The organism is Microvirga tunisiensis, assembly GCF_009296175.1.
Lineage (GTDB): Bacteria > Pseudomonadota > Alphaproteobacteria > Rhizobiales > Beijerinckiaceae > Microvirga > Microvirga tunisiensis.
In genome coordinates, this window is record NZ_VOSK01000141.1 from 1 (window position 1) to 16,758 (window position 16,758).

The 16,758-nt window shown below is 61.9% G+C and carries 20 protein-coding genes and 3 pseudogenes; 13 read left to right on the plus strand and 10 right to left on the minus strand.

Annotation, left to right across the window (positions count from 1 at the left end):
* The first annotated feature begins 407 nt into the window (after positions 1–407).
* From FS320_RS48285 to FS320_RS25350, 7 genes and pseudogenes are all read left to right on the plus strand, one after another.
* Positions 408–764, plus strand: a complete 357-nt coding sequence (locus FS320_RS48285; RefSeq protein WP_338105509.1) for a SemiSWEET family sugar transporter — start codon at positions 408–410, stop codon at positions 762–764.
* 47 nt (positions 765–811) lie between these two features.
* Entirely contained in the window at positions 812–1,249 is a 438-nt protein-coding gene (locus tag FS320_RS25325) for a SemiSWEET family sugar transporter (protein ID WP_338105510.1), read from the plus strand.
* Between the two features lie 41 nt (positions 1,250–1,290).
* Positions 1,291–1,539 carry a Holliday junction ATP-dependent DNA helicase RuvA gene (locus FS320_RS25330; protein WP_152714674.1) on the plus strand — a complete coding sequence of 83 codons (249 nt, stop codon included), beginning with the start codon at positions 1,291–1,293 and terminating at the stop codon, positions 1,537–1,539.
* Between the two features lie 820 nt (positions 1,540–2,359).
* On the plus strand, positions 2,360–2,929 hold the full coding sequence (locus FS320_RS25335) for a group I truncated hemoglobin (protein WP_152714675.1): 570 nt from the start codon (positions 2,360–2,362) through the stop codon (positions 2,927–2,929).
* A 283-nt stretch (positions 2,930–3,212) separates the two neighbouring features.
* On the plus strand, positions 3,213–3,956 hold the full coding sequence (locus FS320_RS25340) for a Crp/Fnr family transcriptional regulator (protein ID WP_152714676.1): 744 nt from the start codon (positions 3,213–3,215) through the stop codon (positions 3,954–3,956).
* 317 nt (positions 3,957–4,273) lie between these two features.
* A pseudogene (locus FS320_RS25345) lies at positions 4,274–5,038 on the plus strand (IS5 family transposase).
* Positions 5,039–5,507: 469 nt separating this feature from the next.
* Positions 5,508–6,773 (plus strand): polyhydroxyalkanoate depolymerase, encoded by a 1,266-nt coding sequence (locus FS320_RS25350; protein ID WP_152714677.1) that lies wholly within the window; start codon positions 5,508–5,510, stop codon positions 6,771–6,773.
* Positions 6,774–6,825: 52 nt separating this feature from the next.
* On the opposite strand, the gene FS320_RS25355 is transcribed toward FS320_RS25350, so the two are convergent.
* On the minus strand, positions 6,826–7,131 hold the full coding sequence (locus tag FS320_RS25355) for a hypothetical protein (RefSeq protein ID WP_152714678.1): 306 nt from the start codon (positions 7,129–7,131) through the stop codon (positions 6,826–6,828).
* 533 nt (positions 7,132–7,664) lie between these two features.
* Here FS320_RS25355 and FS320_RS25360 point away from each other — a divergent pair.
* The 5 genes and pseudogenes from FS320_RS25360 to FS320_RS25375 form a co-directional block, all read left to right on the plus strand.
* A pseudogene (locus FS320_RS25360) lies at positions 7,665–8,030 on the plus strand (Clp protease/crotonase-like domain-containing protein); the annotation flags it as partial.
* A gap of 563 nt (positions 8,031–8,593) precedes the next feature.
* Positions 8,594–8,803 carry a universal stress protein gene (locus tag FS320_RS48290; protein ID WP_244627368.1) on the plus strand — a complete coding sequence of 70 codons (210 nt, stop codon included), beginning with the start codon at positions 8,594–8,596 and terminating at the stop codon, positions 8,801–8,803.
* Positions 8,804–8,974: 171 nt separating this feature from the next.
* A complete protein-coding gene (locus FS320_RS25365; protein WP_152714679.1) occupies positions 8,975–9,445 on the plus strand; it encodes an aminoacyl-tRNA deacylase in 471 nt (156 codons plus the stop codon).
* A gap of 66 nt (positions 9,446–9,511) precedes the next feature.
* On the plus strand, positions 9,512–9,835 hold the full coding sequence (locus tag FS320_RS25370) for a hypothetical protein (protein ID WP_152714680.1): 324 nt from the start codon (positions 9,512–9,514) through the stop codon (positions 9,833–9,835).
* 394 nt (positions 9,836–10,229) lie between these two features.
* Positions 10,230–11,375, plus strand: coding sequence for an alpha-hydroxy-acid oxidizing protein (locus tag FS320_RS25375; protein ID WP_162003272.1), 1,146 nt, complete (start codon positions 10,230–10,232; stop codon positions 11,373–11,375).
* A gap of 485 nt (positions 11,376–11,860) precedes the next feature.
* On the opposite strand, the gene FS320_RS25380 is transcribed toward FS320_RS25375, so the two are convergent.
* From FS320_RS25380 to FS320_RS48300, 8 genes are all read right to left on the minus strand, one after another.
* A complete protein-coding gene (locus FS320_RS25380; protein WP_152714681.1) occupies positions 11,861–12,181 on the minus strand; it encodes an I78 family peptidase inhibitor in 321 nt (106 codons plus the stop codon).
* A gap of 93 nt (positions 12,182–12,274) precedes the next feature.
* A complete protein-coding gene (locus tag FS320_RS25385; RefSeq protein ID WP_162003273.1) occupies positions 12,275–12,895 on the minus strand; it encodes a sigma-70 family RNA polymerase sigma factor in 621 nt (206 codons plus the stop codon).
* A gap of 180 nt (positions 12,896–13,075) precedes the next feature.
* Positions 13,076–13,537, minus strand: a complete 462-nt coding sequence (locus tag FS320_RS25390; protein ID WP_152714683.1) for a YbhB/YbcL family Raf kinase inhibitor-like protein — start codon at positions 13,535–13,537, stop codon at positions 13,076–13,078.
* 37 nt (positions 13,538–13,574) lie between these two features.
* Positions 13,575–14,654, minus strand: coding sequence for an IS630 family transposase (locus tag FS320_RS25395; protein WP_152710473.1), 1,080 nt, complete (start codon positions 14,652–14,654; stop codon positions 13,575–13,577).
* Between the two features lie 56 nt (positions 14,655–14,710).
* Positions 14,711–15,205, minus strand: a complete 495-nt coding sequence (locus FS320_RS25400; protein WP_152714684.1) for a YciE/YciF ferroxidase family protein — start codon at positions 15,203–15,205, stop codon at positions 14,711–14,713.
* Positions 15,202–15,879 carry a phosphoribosyltransferase gene (locus tag FS320_RS25405; protein WP_152714685.1) on the minus strand — a complete coding sequence of 226 codons (678 nt, stop codon included), beginning with the start codon at positions 15,877–15,879 and terminating at the stop codon, positions 15,202–15,204. The genes FS320_RS25400 and FS320_RS25405 overlap by 4 nt, the downstream gene beginning before the upstream one ends.
* Positions 15,866–16,045: a hypothetical protein gene (locus tag FS320_RS48295; RefSeq protein WP_244627364.1), complete on the minus strand. Its 180-nt coding sequence runs from the start codon at positions 16,043–16,045 to the stop codon at positions 15,866–15,868. Before FS320_RS48295 ends, FS320_RS25405 begins: the two co-directional genes overlap by 14 nt.
* Entirely contained in the window at positions 16,042–16,203 is a 162-nt protein-coding gene (locus FS320_RS48300) for a hypothetical protein (RefSeq protein ID WP_244627365.1), read from the minus strand. The genes FS320_RS48295 and FS320_RS48300 overlap by 4 nt, the downstream gene beginning before the upstream one ends.
* On the opposite strand from FS320_RS48300, the gene FS320_RS48305 reads away from it, so the two are divergent.
* Positions 16,196–16,513: a hypothetical protein gene (locus FS320_RS48305; protein ID WP_244627366.1), complete on the plus strand. Its 318-nt coding sequence runs from the start codon at positions 16,196–16,198 to the stop codon at positions 16,511–16,513. The genes FS320_RS48300 and FS320_RS48305 overlap by 8 nt on opposite strands.
* 67 nt (positions 16,514–16,580) lie before the next feature.
* Here FS320_RS48305 and FS320_RS48310 read toward each other — a convergent pair.
* Positions 16,581–16,758, minus strand: a pseudogene (locus FS320_RS48310) (CBS domain-containing protein); the annotation flags it as partial.

The window sequence follows — 16,758 nt, forward strand, 5'->3', positions numbered from 1 at the left end:
CATCGGTAATACGTGACCTCCGTCACGCCGATGGCTCGAACGGCATCGGCAACGGATTGGCCTTGTGAGACCATCACATCGACCTGGCGTAACTTGGCGACGATCTCTTCCGGCTTGTGGCGCTTTTACAGCATTGTGGTCCTCCTGTCTGCCTCAAGACATACTTTAGGGTGGACCAGTTCAATGGGGGTGGATCACCTGCCGGAACATGGCGCCCAAAGCCGGGCCTGCGGAGGAACGTTGATGAAGATGTGCGGTTGATCTCCTGCGGAGGCAACCTGCGCTCGCGCAGGTCTCCTTGACCAGCCTCTGTGGACTGGGCCCCGCTCCATTGCTCGAGCGGGGCCCCTTTTCCCTGCCACATCCGGGATCCCCATGACCACAGCCTGTGCCTGCAGGCGGGAACGGTGCGGCAAGACCGCCCGGCCTGGGAACCTCGTCATCCCCGCCTTGCTCATGACGTTCACGCGGCAGGAGAACGGACCATACAGACGGGGTGGCTGACGGCATTGGGCTTGGTGGCGGGATTGTGCACCAGCCTCAGCTTCGTGCCGCAGGTGCTCAAGGCCTGGCGCGAGGGTGACACCGCAGCGATCTCCAAGCGCATGTACGTGTCCTCACTGATTGCTTATGGCCTCTGGATCGTGCATGGCCTGATGATCACCAGTGTACCGGTCATTCTGTTTAATGGCGTCAATGTCGTTCTTGCCGGCATCATCCTGGCGCTGAAGCTGCGCGGCCTGAAGGCGACGGAGGCGCACTGAACCATGGTGGTACCGCTCTCTGCCCTCATTGGGTCGCCGCCGGGTGCATCGGCCTCTACAGCTTCGTGCCGCAGGTCATGAAGTGCTGCCGCTCCGGCGAGACGGCGGCGATCTCGCTGCGCATGTTCGCGCTGCGCATCTTCGGGCTCGTGCTGTGGACGATCTACGGCTTCGCCCTCGGCAGCCTGCCCGTGCTGATCTTCAGCGCCCTCGGCCTGGTGGTGAGTTCGCTCATTGTGGTCCTGAAGGTCCGCGGAGCCCGCTCGCAGCCTACCGACGAACCCTGTCGTGACGCACCCCAGCGATCTGTCTCAGGCACAGCCGCCCCAGCCTCGCGTAGAGTGCCGGATCATCCATGCGTCCCTGCCACCTCCGGCGACGCCGCTTCCCTAGTTCCGATCCGCCGTTCTGGACCAGCGCTCGTCGGTCCGTCTGTGCGGGCGTATGGATCATCGAGACAGGAATGCCCCGGCACCGGCAGCTGAGAGATGCGCACGCTCGTGCCTGTAAATCGCGGGAGCAGCACATGCCTCGTCATTTTGAACCCAGCGAAGGACTCATTGAGGGTCTCTATTTGCCTCAGCTTGCTTGGGACGTGTTCCATCGAGAGAACATTCAGACGATCGATCAACTTAGGGCTGTCGCTGGCCAGCTTGAGCGGTTCGACGGCATCGGATCCAAGACGGCGCAAGCAATCAGACTAGAACTCGACCGTGTCGCGGCACCCGGAGAGCAAACATCCGGTGAGGGGCAGCTTTCTGCGTGGGCCGCGTAGTTCCGATAAGACGCTTTGTGGAACTCAATGGAAGAGCCCGGAATAGCCCTAGGCTCCGCCGCGCATATGGCCCCATGTGAGCTATCGCCGACTTGTGCTTTGCAGGCGTCGGCGACTGAGGGCTATGCGCTCCCGCCTGTCGTGCGGAGCGCAGCGATGGCTGGTCCCACTCCCCCTGATTTCCCAATCAACACCGAAACGTTGATTGGCGAAGCGCGCGCAGCGAGGAAACGGCAAGCCGACGAACAGGTTGCCACGCACATCCGTGGTGTCCTCTCTCGATTGAAATCTCACAAGCCAAAAGGTGACGCGCATGCTTTACGTTAATCAAAGCTACCACGGACCTATTCGAGGTCTCCGTCTGCCCCAAAATGCCTGGCAGGCGCTGCAGAACGCTGAGATTAGGACACTTGATGAGCTAAAGGCTGTCGCGGTCCGGATTGAGCAGCTTTCTGGCGTTGGGCCCAAAACGGCCCAAGTGATCAGGGCAGAGCTTGATCGTGTTGCACTGCTCTAAAGGCCTCTCCCACCGGGGCGCCCTCCCCAGCCCGTTTCAAGCCGGGGGTGTCATCTCTACTTTGCACGCCAAGTGCCATTTCTGGATTGCGCCGAGAAGGATCTACACAACGAATTTCGCTGAAGGCTGTTTACGAAACGATCTGCTGGCGCTGCTCTCGGACCAGGAGCTTCCAGAACTCTTGGATCCGGTCAGCTCGCCCGGCGGGAACCTTCTCCCTCCCGTCGCATCGAATTTTGGGTCGAACCCGCTCGGGCGGCCATTCGCTGCAAGCATAGATCGACTCAGCCCTAGGAGGATTTCATGGAACAGCTTTTTTCGACGTCTCTTACAAGGCGACGTGCGGTCGTAGGGCTTGCGCTCACCGCCGCTCCATTGCCTTTGGCCGGGGCGGATCACGCGTACGCCCAAACCGAGCAAACCACGCCTGGGAACAAGCCTGAGAGAAGTCTTTACGAGCGGCTGGGCGGCGTCTTCGCCATCGCGGCGGTGGTGGATCACTTCAGCGACGCCGTCGTGAAGAACCCGATCGTCGGTCAGAAGTCCAAGAACCCACGGCTGCGGGAATGGCACACCAAGAACCTGGAACGACTGCCCGGCCTTAAGTTCATGCGGACGCTGTGGGTCTGCAACGCTGCGGGTGGCCCCTTCCAATTCACGGCCACCAAGCCCGGCGCGACGCCGCTCGGCCTCGAGGAGGCCCACCGGGACCTCCGGATCTCCCCCGCCGAATTCGATGAGGTGGCCGCGGAGCTCGGACGGACCCTGGATGTCTTCAAGTTCCCGAAGCGCGAGAAGGCCGAAGTCCTGGCCGCCTTCGCCGCTCATAAAGACGAGGTCACGGCTGGCTACGGCGGTCCCAAGCGCGAATGAAGCTGTGTTTCCCAGTTTTGGCGCCCCCTCAGAAGCAGCTGGGATCAGTCGGAGGCTTGAGATTAGGCACCGGCGCCTCAATACTCCTTGGCGTGCTCTTAGGCTGCTCGGGGCTGTTAGGGTCTGAGACTTTGGCTTGCGTCTGACGGCGGCGTGGCGGAGGTGAACGCCTTACATGCAGCCTGATAAAGGTGTATCTTAACTAAACCATCGGCCCTTCCATCACAGGCGCCGATAGCTGAGAGTTCGATGCGATCCCGCCTGCAGAGCAAGGGAAGACGCCATGAACCCTGCTCATCATGCCGACAGGCTCATCCGGAAGCTGGAAACCCTAGCCGCACTCTCGGACGAGGAGAAGGAGGCCCTGGGCAGCTTGCCCATGAGCGTCAAAGTCTTTGGGGCGGATCAGGACATCGTCCGTGAAGGTGACTGTCCGGTGGAGTGCTGCCTTGTCCTTGAAGGCATGGTGTTCCGCTACCTGATGCTGGACGATGGCAGACGGCAGATCATGGGCTTCTACATCCCAGGCGATATTCCCGACCTGCAGAGCCTCCACATCAAGATCATGGACCACAGCGTCGGCACCTTGGTGACCACCATCGTGGGGCTTATCCCGCACCAGAGCCTCAATAATCTCAACGCACGCTATCCCAGAATCGCCAATGCCTTGTGGCGGGACACCATCGTCGATGCGGCGATGTTCCGCCTGTGGATGGTAGGCCTTGGCCGCAAGTCAGCTCACGAACGCATCGCCCACCTCTTCTGTGAGTTGCTGATGCGGTTCAAAGCGGTCGGCATAGCAAAGGATGCTCTCACCTGCGAGTTCCCGATGACCCAGACTGAACTGGGTGATGCGCTTGGCCTGTCGACGGTGCATGTCAATCGGGTTGTCCAGGATCTGAGAGCAGACGGTTTGATTAACCTGCGTGGAAGCTCCCTGCACATCAATGACTGGGAACGCCTGCAGCAACGCGCCAAGTTCAACCCGACCTACCTCCACCTGGAGGGCCGAGGAGCAGCAGAATGATCTCTGTGGCGCGATCATAGGAAGCAAGAGACATATTCCTGATCGAGCAGGGGTGCGGGTTGCGGCAGGTCGGAGACGGCCAGGAGCTGAGATGGTCCCAAGCTCCCTATCAACGTTGTCAGCTTGCCGCAGCTACAGGCTCTGAATCGTAGCGATCAGTCTTCTCGCAATTCGATTGATCGGTATCCGGGTCAGGGAAGAGGCAGTCAATCTGGGTCCGAAGCAATTCGCCACGCCCCTGACTAGGTCGTGAACCCATAAAAGATCTTTCATTTGCAGCGAGTTGATGATTCACCTCCCGGTCACGGGAGGATCTAATGCGTCGCCATGAGCTGACCGATTTCGAGTGGAAGATCATCGAGCCGCTGTTGCCCAACAAGCGGCGCGGCGTGCCGCGAGTGAATGATCGCCGTGTGCTCAACGGCATCCTCTGGCGCTTCCGCACCGGTTCGCCCTGGCGCGACATCCCCTAGCGGTATGGCCCCTCGACCACCTGCTACAACCGCTTCGTGCGCTGGCGTGAGGCTGGCGTGTGGGACCGCATTTTGAACGCGGTCTCGGCCGCTTACGACGGGGACCTGATCATGATCGACAGCTCCTGTGTTCGCGTCCACCAGCATGGCGCGACGGGTAAAAAGGGGATCAAGATGGTGGCATGGGCCGTTCCCGTGGCGGCCTGACCACCAAGATCCATGCTCTTGTCGATGCTGAAGGCCGCCCGATCCGGATTGCTCTGACACCCGGTCAGGCTCATGACGGCACCGCAGCCGAGGAGCTTCTGACGAACATGAAGCCGGGCGCGACCCTGCTGGCCGAAGGCTTACGACAGCAACGCCATTCGTGATCAGGCCCAGGAGCAAGACGTCTGGGCCAACATCCCGCCCAAGAGCAATCGCAAGGGCTCGTTTGTCTTCAGCGCCTTTCTGTATCGCTACAGAAATCTGGTGGAGCGTTTCTTCAACAAGCTTAAACAATTCCGCGGCATCGCCACACGATACGACAAGAACCCGGACAACTTTCTGGCCGCCATCAAGCTTGTATCAGCCCGCATCTGGATCCGCAGTTATGAGTCCGCTGCCTAGCGCCGCAGTCGCTCATGATTGGCGGAGATGCAAGGTGCGGGCACGCCTGTGAAGCGCACTGACAGCGCCGGGGTTCAGCAACCTCGTCAGCCTATATGCCAACATACTTAAGTCTACATTGGTGTTAAACTAGGTTATACTCGGATTCCGAGCGCCAGATCAAATATTATCGTACGTTAAATTCAAAAAAGTATTTACAATATTCAGCCGCAATCACGGAACAAACAGTTTCCATGAGGATTTAGACAGGCTTCATGGCCATGATCCTCATGGTTGCGTTCCTCCCTACTGGCGGGAAGCTGTGGCTTCCCGCCTTTTTGCAAGGGCGCTGGGCGTGCAGGATGTTAAGCCTTGCTCCTCCATACTCCACGGGAGATGAGCCTAACCCGCTGCTTCCGACCTAAAGCTCGGCGAATGACAAGCAGGCTCATGCAAACAAGGGGGCAGACGGACCGCAAGGAATAAACGTATGCTGTACCTGTTGCACGATGTGTACCGCCTAATGCTTCCCCCGGCTCGAATGGCAGCGGACCTCACAAGACTAGCCTGTGAGAGCCCCTTCAACCCAGTAGCTTATACTCCTACTGGCCGCGTTCTTGCCGCCTCCTGTGCGCTCTTCGAGCGCACGACCCGTACTTATCCCAAACCTGCCTTCAACCTTCCTGCATCGGAACGGGTGGTGTGGCAGCGGCCCTTCTGCCGGGTGATCGCCTTCGGTCAGCCGTCGAACAAGCCCAAGGTGTTGATCGTCGCTCCGATGTCAGGCCACTACGCCACGCTGCTGCGCGGCACGGTGGCGGCGTTCCTCGACAGCCATCAGGTGTTCATCACCGACTGGAGCGATGCCAAGCAGGTGCCCCTGTCCGAGGGCCAGTTCGGTCTGTCCGATTATGTGGATTACTGCATCGCCATGTTCGAGGCGCTCGGACCAGACCTGCACGTGATGGCGGTGTGCCAACCCGCCGTTCCCGTGCTGGCAGCAATTGCTCTCATGGAAGCTGAAGAGCATCCGCAGGTGCCCCGCTCAGTCACGCTCCTGGGCGGGCCTGTCGATACCCGGCAGACCCCGACCGCCGTCAACAGCTTTGCCCAGACACGAGACATCCGCTGGTTCAAGCGTCACTGCATCCATCCGGTGCCGGATCGGTTCCGGGGCCGAGGGCGGCTGGTCTATCCAGGGTTTATGCAGTTGTGCGGGTTCATGGCGATGAACCCCGACCGTCACTTGTCAGCCCATTGGGAGATGTTCAATCACCTCGTCGAAGGAGATGGCGACTCGGCAGATAAGCACCGCGAGTTCTATGACGAGTACTTGGCTGTCATGGACCTGCCTGCCGAATACTACCTCCAGACCCTGGAGACGGTGTTCATCGACCATCTGCTGCCCAGAGGACTCATGCGGCATCGCGGCAGGCCCGTAGACCTGAAGGCGATCCACCGATGCGCGCTCATGACCATCGAGGGTGAGAAGGACGACATCACCGGACGCGGCCAAGCGGTGGCGGCGCTCGGCCTCACGCCAAACCTGTCACCTGCGAAGAAGAAGCACCATCTGCAAGCCGGGGTGGGTCACTACGGCGTCTTCAACGGCTCGCGCTTCCAGAGGGAGATCGCCCCGCGCATCAAGGACTTCATGAACAGGAATGCGGCCGTCGAACGGGTCCGCCCGCAAAGATTGTCAAGGCATGCTTCTGCGAAAAGAGGTGAGGTTTCCTCGGCAATCCTTAGCTCATAGCAGCGCCTAAGTGACCTTGCTCGTCCTTGAGACGAAGCAATCACTCAAGAACTCAGGTGGCTGAGCCAGTGTTCTGGAGTGCCATAATCCGCATGGTCCGATGCTGGAGATCGGAAAGCCGCTGCACATAGGGCTCGCGTTCCCGCTGGTGACGTTGCTCAAGCTGAGCGCCGAACCGCTTCTGGAGGGAGTCGGGCCCTGTCCACGCCGCAATATGCTTCCGATCGATCTCGAACCGGACCTCTACATCGGCCAAGGCAGCAAGTGCGGTCTGGATCTCATCCAGAAGGTCGTCAGGATAGCAGGCGGCCTGTGTCAGAGGCGCAAAAGGTTCGTGCGCGGCAGAACTATGGGGCATGGGTGCTCTCCCCTTTCGGGATGGCAGCCACCATAGCACCGTCGCGTCCACAAAGAAGGGTGATTTTGCGGCCCAGGAGCGCTTCGCTCCTGTTCAAGCGACTGATGTGCGGTGATGCACAAACCTGTCGCAGAATTATGCGGCCAACGCGCCTTGAGGACTGGCGAAATGGAGTCCTAACCCGACGAGGATCAGGACTGAGGGGAGTAGTTCCGCACCACGCCTATAAACCGTCGATCGTTGAATTGCGGGTGCGGTTGGACAGGAGAGTCCTGGCGGCTCACGCCCACGCGCAGGTGGGCTTTGCGATTGCCCGTGGCTCGGACTTCTACGGGCCACAGGCGAACTCCGCCGCCCGCGTCATCAGGCACACCACGTTCCTGCTTGGAGGAATGACATCCCGCATAGCTTAATGGCCCGTGAGACCGTTTGATGCTATAATGAACGAAAGGGGCACCTGGAGCTTCAGTCTCGGAGACTGGTACGTGTTCCGGAAGCGTCTCACCCGAATGATGGCCGCCGGCATCGTGTTGATGGCAGTGGGCGCTTCGGCGACTGAGATCAAACCAGGTGCGGATCGCTATGTGACCTCAATCGCGGTCACCGAAGCCATCGGGCCCGCGACGCCCCGTACGTCAGGGACACCCTTCTCGCCGCCAATCCGCAGCACGCGGAGGCGGTTATTCGGCGCCTCAACACACCGGGCGGACTGGCAACAAGCATGCGTGAGATCATCGCTGACGTGCTGGCCTCGCCCGTGCCGGTTATCGGCTTCGTGGCCCCCGCCGGAGCCCATGCGGCGAGCGCCGGCAGCTATATCCTGTATGCGACCCATGTGGCCGCCATGGCCCCGGGCACCAACCTGGGCGCCGCGACTCAGGTGCAGATCGGCGGCCCGCTTGCACCTGCCCCCCGGGAGCCCGAGAAGAACAAGGAAGGCGGTGATCGGCCGGCGCTGGGATCTGGCGATGCCATGACGGCGAAGGTGACCAACGATGCGGTTGCCTTCATCCGCAGCGGCACCAGGATCTCCGATCAGCGCATGGAACAAGAAAACCTGATCGGGTCTGAGGCACCAGTGGCGTCAGGCCAGACGGGCCACAAGAGCCTGTCGGCGACAATGCCCTGCGGAACCTGGCCGGAGGACGACTTTGTCGGCCACTGTGCACGAGCCTTCGACATCACCGTGCTCGGGCGGCCGAGCAATGAGGCCAATCAGCCTCGACCGCCCACGGTCGAAGCGGCGCTGTTCGAAAGTGGCCGGCCAGTCCTCCTCGTGCCTGCGACACCGCCCAGCACCCTTGGCACGACAGCTGTAGTCGCCTGGAACCGGAGCACGGAGACGGCCCGCACTATTGCCTTGGCGACGCCGCAACTCACTAGCGCGCAGCGGATCGTGGTGGTGGATTTCGAGGACTGGGGCGTGCCGGGCCCGTCACCGCAGGATCTCAGCCGCACCCTCATGCGCAACGAGCTGCTGGTGGAGACGAGATTCTTGCCCAACCTGCATGGGCAGGCCGGCGAAGCCTTACTGTCGGCGGCTGTGTCGCTCGGGTGCGATCTGCTGGTCAAAGGCACCTACACGCAGAGCCGGTTGCGGCAGTTCATCTTTGGCGCGGCCACCAGCCACATTTTGTCGAATACCGCCGTTCCTGTCCTGATGGCGCACTAGGCTGGGGTGACCAGTTCTTCACCGCGGCGGATCACCAGATGGCAAGTTCGATTGTCGCTGGCGAGCCAGAGGCGTATACTATGTAAATTCCAAGCAGCCGCGCCACGCGGCGCCGGTCGATCAGGACATGCCTCGTGACGCAGGGAATGCCTTGCCAATGGGAGGCACATCATGACCATCGCACCCACACTCCAACAGTACATGGACGAGCGAGGCATCCGGTACGATCTGGTCCCGCATGAACCGACCCTGTCGGCTCTTGGGTCCGCCCACGCGGGTCACATCCCGAGTGACAGGCTGGCCAAAGCTGTCGTGCTCAACGATGGTGGCCGCTACACGCTGGCCGTTCTCCCCGCCTCGCATCATCTCCAGCTGTCCGACCTCAGGACGGTGCTCGGTCAGGAGGTTCACTTGGCCAGCGAGCCGGAAGCCGCGGACGTCTTCCGCGATTGTGCGCTCGGCGCGGCTCCGGCAGTGGGCGCGTGCTACGGGCTGGACGTCATTGTCGACAGCAGCATCGACCAGCAGCAGGAGCTGTATTTTGAGGGTGGAGATCACGCGACTCTGGTCCATGTGAGCGGGGCCGAGTTTGCCCGGCTCAATCCTCAGGCCCAGCACGGATCCTTCAGCGCCCGCGACTGATGGCGGGGCTCAGGTGAAGGCGGGCACGGGCCTGACAGGGTGCGGCTCAAGCTAAGGAGAAAGATCATGAAAGCAGCTCTGGTGTTTGCCGGCAGCGGACCCATCGTGATCCTCACGTCGTACCCGTCCTTGTCCGACACTGGCTTGCTGCGCGCCCTGAAGGCGCACGGGGTCGGCAAGTTTATCGCGTACGAGCTTTCCCTCGACACGGTAGCGGCCCGCTATGGCGGCCATTTCCAAGTGGTGATGAACGACGCGCGCGACAGTGATGACCTGCGGGTGCTCGACGTCAACGGCGACCGGGCTTTCCGGCTCTTCCGGTTTTCGGAGCTGGGTCCGCCGATCATGCATGACGGCGAGCACCCGGATCGGGCAGAGACGGCAGCATGAACGGCTGTGTTGCAGTCACTCGGACTGAGCACATTGAGCCCAACCCAATCGGCCATTCAGGCAGCAAGGCCGAACTGCTGACTGACCAGACGGATTTCGGCTGTCGCTCCTGGCGCCCGCAGGTTGCAGTGGCTCCGGCGAATCACGCGCATGACCTCGAGCTCCTTGATCGTTGTTGAGGCAGTTCGCATTCCCTGGGAGCCGCACATCGGCCGGATCATGCCCGCGAGGGCACCGGGTCCGCCCGGGCAGGAGGTTCGGACCTGATGATGCTTGGCGCCTTCGTCGCAAGCCGCCACGCTCGACGGACTTTTGGCCGCTGACGATTTTCAATCCACGATTTCCTGCGGCGCGGCTATGGTATCGTCGCCCGGGACAATAGAGGTCAAATGCCGTGCGTCTGAAAGACTGCCTTAATTTTCACGATTTCCGCCGACTGGCCGAAAAGCGTCTGCCGGGTCCAATTTTCAACTACATTGACGGCGCCGCCGATGACGAAGTCACCTACCGTCGCAACACGGCCGCATTCGACACTTGCGACCTCGTCCCCAACGTCTTGCGCGGCGTCACCGAGGTCGACCTTTCGGTAACCGTCATGGGCCAGAAGCTGGCAATGCCGATTTATTGCTCGCCAACTGCCCTCCAGCGGCTGTTTCATCACCAGGGCGAACGAGCCGTTGCCGCAGCCGCCGCACGTTTCGGCACGCTATTTGGTGTGTCTTCACTGGGCACAACAAGCCTGGAGGAAGCGCGCCGGATCAGCGCTACGCCTCAGGTCTATCAATTCTATTTCCACAAAGATCGCGCCCTTAACCGGGAGATGATGACACGGGCCAAACAGGCTGGTGTCGAGGTGATGATGCTGACCGTCGACAGCATCACGGGAGGCAACCGAGAGCGTGATAAACGCACCGGCTTTTCGATCCCGTTCAAGCTCAATCTCGCCGGTATCACGCAGTTCGCGATCCGCCCGGCCTGGGCGTTCAATTACTTAACCCACGAGCCGTTCAAGCTGCCACAACTCGACGGTCATATGGACATGGGCCGTGGGGCCATGTCGATCAGCCGCTACTTTACTGACATGCTTGATCCATCGCTGTCATGGCAGGATGTCGCTCAGATGGTCGAAGAATGGAACGGTCAATTCTGCCTCAAGGGTGTGATGTCGGTCGAAGACGCCAAGCGGGCGGTCGAGATCGGGTGCACCGGCATTGTACTTTCAAACCATGGTGGTCGGCAGCTCGACGGCTCCCGCACCGCCTTTGAACAGCTTGCGGAAGTCGTTGATGCGGTCGGCGACCGCATCGACGTTATTATGGATGGCGGGGTGCAGCGCGGTAGTCACGTCCTTAAGGCGCTTTCGCTTGGGGCTAAGGCCGTGGGCCTCGGTCGATACTATCTGTTCCCGTTGGCAGTTGCCGGTCAGGCTGGAGTAGAACACGCTCTCGAGCTGATGCGCACAGAGCTCGTGCGCGATATGAAGCTGATGGGCTGCACCTCAATCGATCAACTCAGCCGTGACAATTTACGCTTCCACTGAGTCTTTTATGTCAGCCTAGGAAAACCCAGATGTTTGTGGTTTCACAGGACGCCGGTCCCATCCCACATTCGGAGTAGGGACGAGAAAGTAGCAGGTGCTTCGTCACGCAGCCATGAGGCGTAGTATGGTCCGCGGAGGGGGATGTCACGTTGACCTGAAGAGGCGGGGCTCTGTTGCCTCACCTCAGTCAGGCACAGTCCACAGTGGGCTTTCAGGGCGCAACTACCGCTACATTCTATGGCTCGATAGGTTAATGCAACAGATGGGATAATCGGCTTCGCGCCATCCTCATGGACTGTTGGAGGGGCACCGTCAACTTAACACTTTTACTTGCTCTTGCCGGTGTTTAGGTCCGGAGCGAGCCACGCATTTTCAATCGCTTAGACCCATCGCAGGATAGCTGAGAACAGCGGAAAACAGCCTTTGCTCAGTTAAGTTGACGGTGCCGCCCGGACCACCGCGGCAAAACCGCTTCGGATGGAACGTCATCCGCAGCAGAGGCCCGTCACGATCCCGGCGCGGTCCACCTCGATGTCCAGCCGATCGGAATCGAGGTCCGTCGTGTAGGCACCCCCCGGCTCGATCTTGCGGGCCTCGCGGGCACCCGCGGTCCGCCGGGCTCTTTCGGCCAGCTCGGGCGAGTAGGGTTGCCCGACAATCCCCTGGGCCTCGCCGGCCGCACAGGCCTGCCGCTCCGGGGCCGGTTGAGCAAACCCACAGGCGGAAGACAGGATCAGCAGGCCTGACGTGAAAAGTGTTCGTGTCCGTCTGCCGAAGCGAAGGTCTCGTCGGATGTTCAAGCGCATGGCAGTCTCCTTTGTTGATGGGCCGGGGACTGAGATCGTCAACACTGCCTCGGAACTGCTTGCCCTCTCTGCCCTTCGTGCATCTCGCCAGCGCTAACGATGGGTGAACCGCGTGCCGATGGCGTCTTCCGGTCCGAGGCCAAGGATATCCGCGAGATGGCGGCGGGCCCGGTTGACCCGGCTCTTGATGGTGCCCACTGTCACGTGCTGGCGGGCAGCTATCTCCTCATAGCTCATGCCCTCCACGCCAACCAGCAAGAGGACCTCGCGCTGCCACGCCGGCAGCTTGGACAAAGCCCCCGAGAGATCCTGCAGCTCCAGCCCGGACAGCTGCTCCGGCAGCGTGGTCAGACGTGCGGCATTGGCGCCTTCGACATCCTCGACCTCCCGCTGCCGTTTCCGGTGCTCGGTGTGAAAGTCGTTCTTCAGGATCGTAAACAGCCAGGCCTGGAGGCAGGTGCCCGGCTCGAACCGGTTGCGCCGGTCACAGGCCTTCAGCAGCGTGCTCTGCACCAGGTCTTCCGCACGGTTCACATCATGGGTGAGCGAGATCGCAAAGGCGCGCAGATGACGGATGGAGTTCAGGAGGTCCTGGACGAAGCCTGGATCATGCCGATCCTCAGGGATCCGGATGGAACTCTCCAGGCGTCCGATCAGCCTGATGAGATCCGGAGGCAGATCGGAGACGAGGAGGTCGGAATAGACGCCACGCAACTGTTGTCCCAGATGCTCTCGAACCACATCGCCAAAAACAATGGGGCTGGGTGGCCTGAATTCAGAGCCGGCCATAAAGAAGAGATGTTGCTTGATCTCTGTGGCATCAACCAGCAAGCCTGTGGCAAGCTTACACAGTTCCTCACGTGATCTGTTCAACAACGCGACCCCTGATCAGCCTCACCGCGCATAGACGCCGACGACCTCCGCCTCGGCAATGATGTGAGGCTGCGCCCTCGTCCAAATCTCCTCAGCCTTTGCCGAAGCCGGTACGTCGAGCCTCGGGACGTCAAGGGCCGCCAGCCGGAAATGGTAATGATGCGGCCCATGCCCCTTCGGTGGCTGGGGCCCGTCGTAGTAGGCGTTGCCGAACCCGTTGACGCCCTCCTCCGCTCTGCCCGGCCCTTGGCCCGATGCTCCCTCTTGCAGGCCGACTTCGCCGGCTGGAATGTTGTACATCGCCCAGTGCCGGAACGTCCCCGACGGCGCATCGGGATCCTCGACGAGGACCATGAAGCTGCGGGCCTCCGGTGGGGCATCCTGCCACTCCAGCGGCGGCGAGAGGTTCTCGCCGTCGCGGGTGTGCCGGATTGGAATGACCTTGCCTCGCTTGAAGGCCGGACTGGTAAGGGTGAGCGGCATGGTTTCATCCTCCGGAGTGTTGCCAGGATGTCCTGCGCTAGTGTTGTGACTCTAACGCTTGTTTCGCACGGGCGACCTTCTCCAGGATAGCTGAGGCCGAGGCGGTCCAGACAAAGGGTCGAGGGTCGGCATTGTGGTGCTCCAAGTAGTCTATGATCGCGCTTTCCAGATCGGGCACGCTCGTGAAGGCGCCCCGCCGGATGCGCTCCTGGGTGATCAGGGCAAAAAAGCGCTCGACCAGGTTGAGCCACGAAGCCGAAGCCGGGGTGAAGTGAAGATGAAAGCGCGGATGCTTTGCCAGCCAAGCCTTCACCTTGGGGTGCTTGTGGGTGGCATAGTTGTCCACGATCAGGTGCAGGTCGAGGTGTCTTGGCGTGGCCCGGTTGATCTCGCGCAGGAAGCGCAGGAACTCCTGATGGCGATGCCGCTTCATGCAGGTGCCCAGGACCGTGCCGGTCGCCACATCGAGAGCGGCAAACAGGGTCGTGGTGCCATGTCGTTTATAGTCGTGGGTCATGGTGCCGGCACGGCCCTTCTTGAGCGGCAGGCCCGGCTGGGTGCGGTCGAGCGCCTGGATCTGAGACTTTTCATCAACCGCGAGTACCAGGGCTTTGTCCGGCGGATCGAGATACAGGCCGACCACATCCTGGACCTTCTCGACAAAGGGCTTGTCGGTGGACAGCTTGAAGGTCTTGACCAAGTGCGGCTTGAGGCCGTGGGCGTGCCAGATCCGCTGCACGCTGGTGTGGGACAGGCCTGTGACAGCGGCCATCGAGCGCACGCTCCACTGCGTCGCTCGCGGCGGCTTCTCATGCAGGGTCATGTCGACAACCCGCTGGATCACCGCGGCCGTCAGGGGCTTGCGCCCTGGCGGGCGGGTGGCGTCCTTGAGAAGCCCGTCGACGCCCGCCTGCGCATAGCGGCGGCGCCAGCGCCGTACCGTCAGAGTGCTCGTGCCGACGCGAGTTGCCACCTCGGTGGCGCGCAAGCCCTCGTCCGTCAGCAGAACGATCCGAGCCCGCCAGACAACCTTCTGGGGCGTGTTTCGGTCGCGGACCAGGGTCTCCAGGCGATCCCGATCGGCGGCGGGAACCTCAATGCGTTCGATCTTGCCCATCAGAGCAGCATCGCACGTCAGACCAGATTTCGGAATCACCCGTCAGAGACACAACACTAGGTTGCGGCGGCATTCGGATTGACCACGCGCTTGGCGAGCGTACTCAAACTTTCGTCCGTGCGCTTCTCCTCCTCCAGGATGTCGAGGAGCGCCGGCAGGTCCTCATCGAGCTCGAGTTGCTTCGCCCAGGTGGCGAGCGAACCATACACCGCAATCTCGTAGTGCTCGACCCGCTGGGCCGAGGCGATCAGTCCGGCATCGCGCAGATCCTGATCCGGCACCATGCCGGCCCACTTCTCCGCCTCCTTCAGCATCGCCTGCATGGCCTGGTCGACATGCTCACGCGGATCCACGCCATGCCGGCGCAGGATCTCATCAAGCTGAGATTGCTGCCAGCGCGTCTCTTCGAGATGCGTCTGGATGGCTTGCTTCAACTCCGGATGGCTGGCCATGTCGGCCATCTTCGGCAGGGCCTCAACGAGTTGGGCTTCGACGCTGCGCAGCTCCTGCAGCTCTGCGATATACATTTCGCGGAAATTATCGACATTCATGGCGAGCTCTCCCTGGTCCAACGTTGGGCCTCATCCAGAAGGGTCGTCACCTCCCGGTCCGAGGTCTGGCGGAAATCGTCGTAATGTTCGCCGACGGCATAGAACGGTTCGGGCGTCATCACGCAGATCACGTCGTCTGCCTCCGTCCGCAGGCGGTCGATCGTGTCTGCGGGAGCTACTGGAACGGCGAGGATGAGGCGGGCCGGCCGGGCACGGGACAAACTCTTCAACGCCGCCTGCACGGTTCCGCCTGTAGCGATTCCGTCATCCACCACGATAGCCACCCGGCCCGCCACATCGATTGGCGGCCGGCCCACCAGATAGTGCTCCCGGCGGCGCTCGATTTCCCGGAGCTGCCGCTCGGTTTCTTCTCTGATGTAACGCGGCGGTACGTGGAGCCGATCGACGGTCTCCTCGTTGAGCACGACCTGGGGATGAGCGCCGTCCACCACCGCGCCCAGGCCGAACTCGGCATGATCCGGGGCACCGATCTTGCGCACGAAGATTAGGTCGAGCGGCGCCCGCAACGCTTTGGCGACCTCGAACGCCACCGGCACGCCACCGCGCGGGAGCGCCAGCACGACCGGGCTCTGTTCCGCATGCGCGAGCAGATGCGGAACCAGCTGGCGGCCGGCATCCTGGCGGTCGCGGAAACTCAGGTCATCCGGATGCATGGTTCGGGCCTCCGTGGCGCAGACGCGGGACAAACCAGTCACGGGCGAGGCTCACGACCTGGGCAAGTGTGCCCGGCTCCTCGAACAGATGCCCGGCCCCGGGCACAATCGCCAACTGCTTCTCGCAGGCGAGCCGGGCGAGGGCCTCCTCGTTGAGCTCGATCACCCCGTGATCGCCGCCGCTCGGACCTGCGGGAGAGCGATACCTGCCATGTCCGGACGGCCGCCGCGGGACACGATGGCGGCGATCCGGTGCCGGGTCCGGGTCTCCGCAACCAGAGCGGCACCGGCGCCGGTGCTGGCGCCGAAGTAGCCGATGGGCACACCCCGCAGCTCCTGGGGCGCGGATCCAGTCCGTTGGCAAGGCCAACCGCTCAGCCAGCAGGCTGATGTCGAAGACATTGGCACGATTGGCCGCCTCCTCCGGCTGGAGCAGGTCAAACAGCAGCGTGCCGAGCCCGCTCCGTTGCAGGCGCTCGGCCACCAGACGGTTGCGCGGGCTCAGGCGGCTGCTGCCACTGCCATGGGCGAACAGCACAACGCCCTGTCCGCAAGCCGGATGCACCAGCGTCCCAGGAGGGCCAAGCGGCGCTATCGAGACTTCAACCTCAGGCCGGTCGTTCCGCTGGCCTAGCGGCCTGTTGCGGTTCCCGCCTGCCATGGCCGGCCTCCGGGCCATGACGATCTCGCTGTTCCACGGCTCAGTGCCGGGGACCCCCGGTTTGGCTGTGCTGCCCACCCGGCTGCGAGACGCCGGCCACGGCTTCGCCGGCACGCCTGGCCTCATCTGTCACCGCCAGATCGCCGAGCGAGATGATGCCGACCAGCCGCTTTTCGCGGGTGAGCACCGGCAGCCGCCGCACCTGGATATCAGCCATG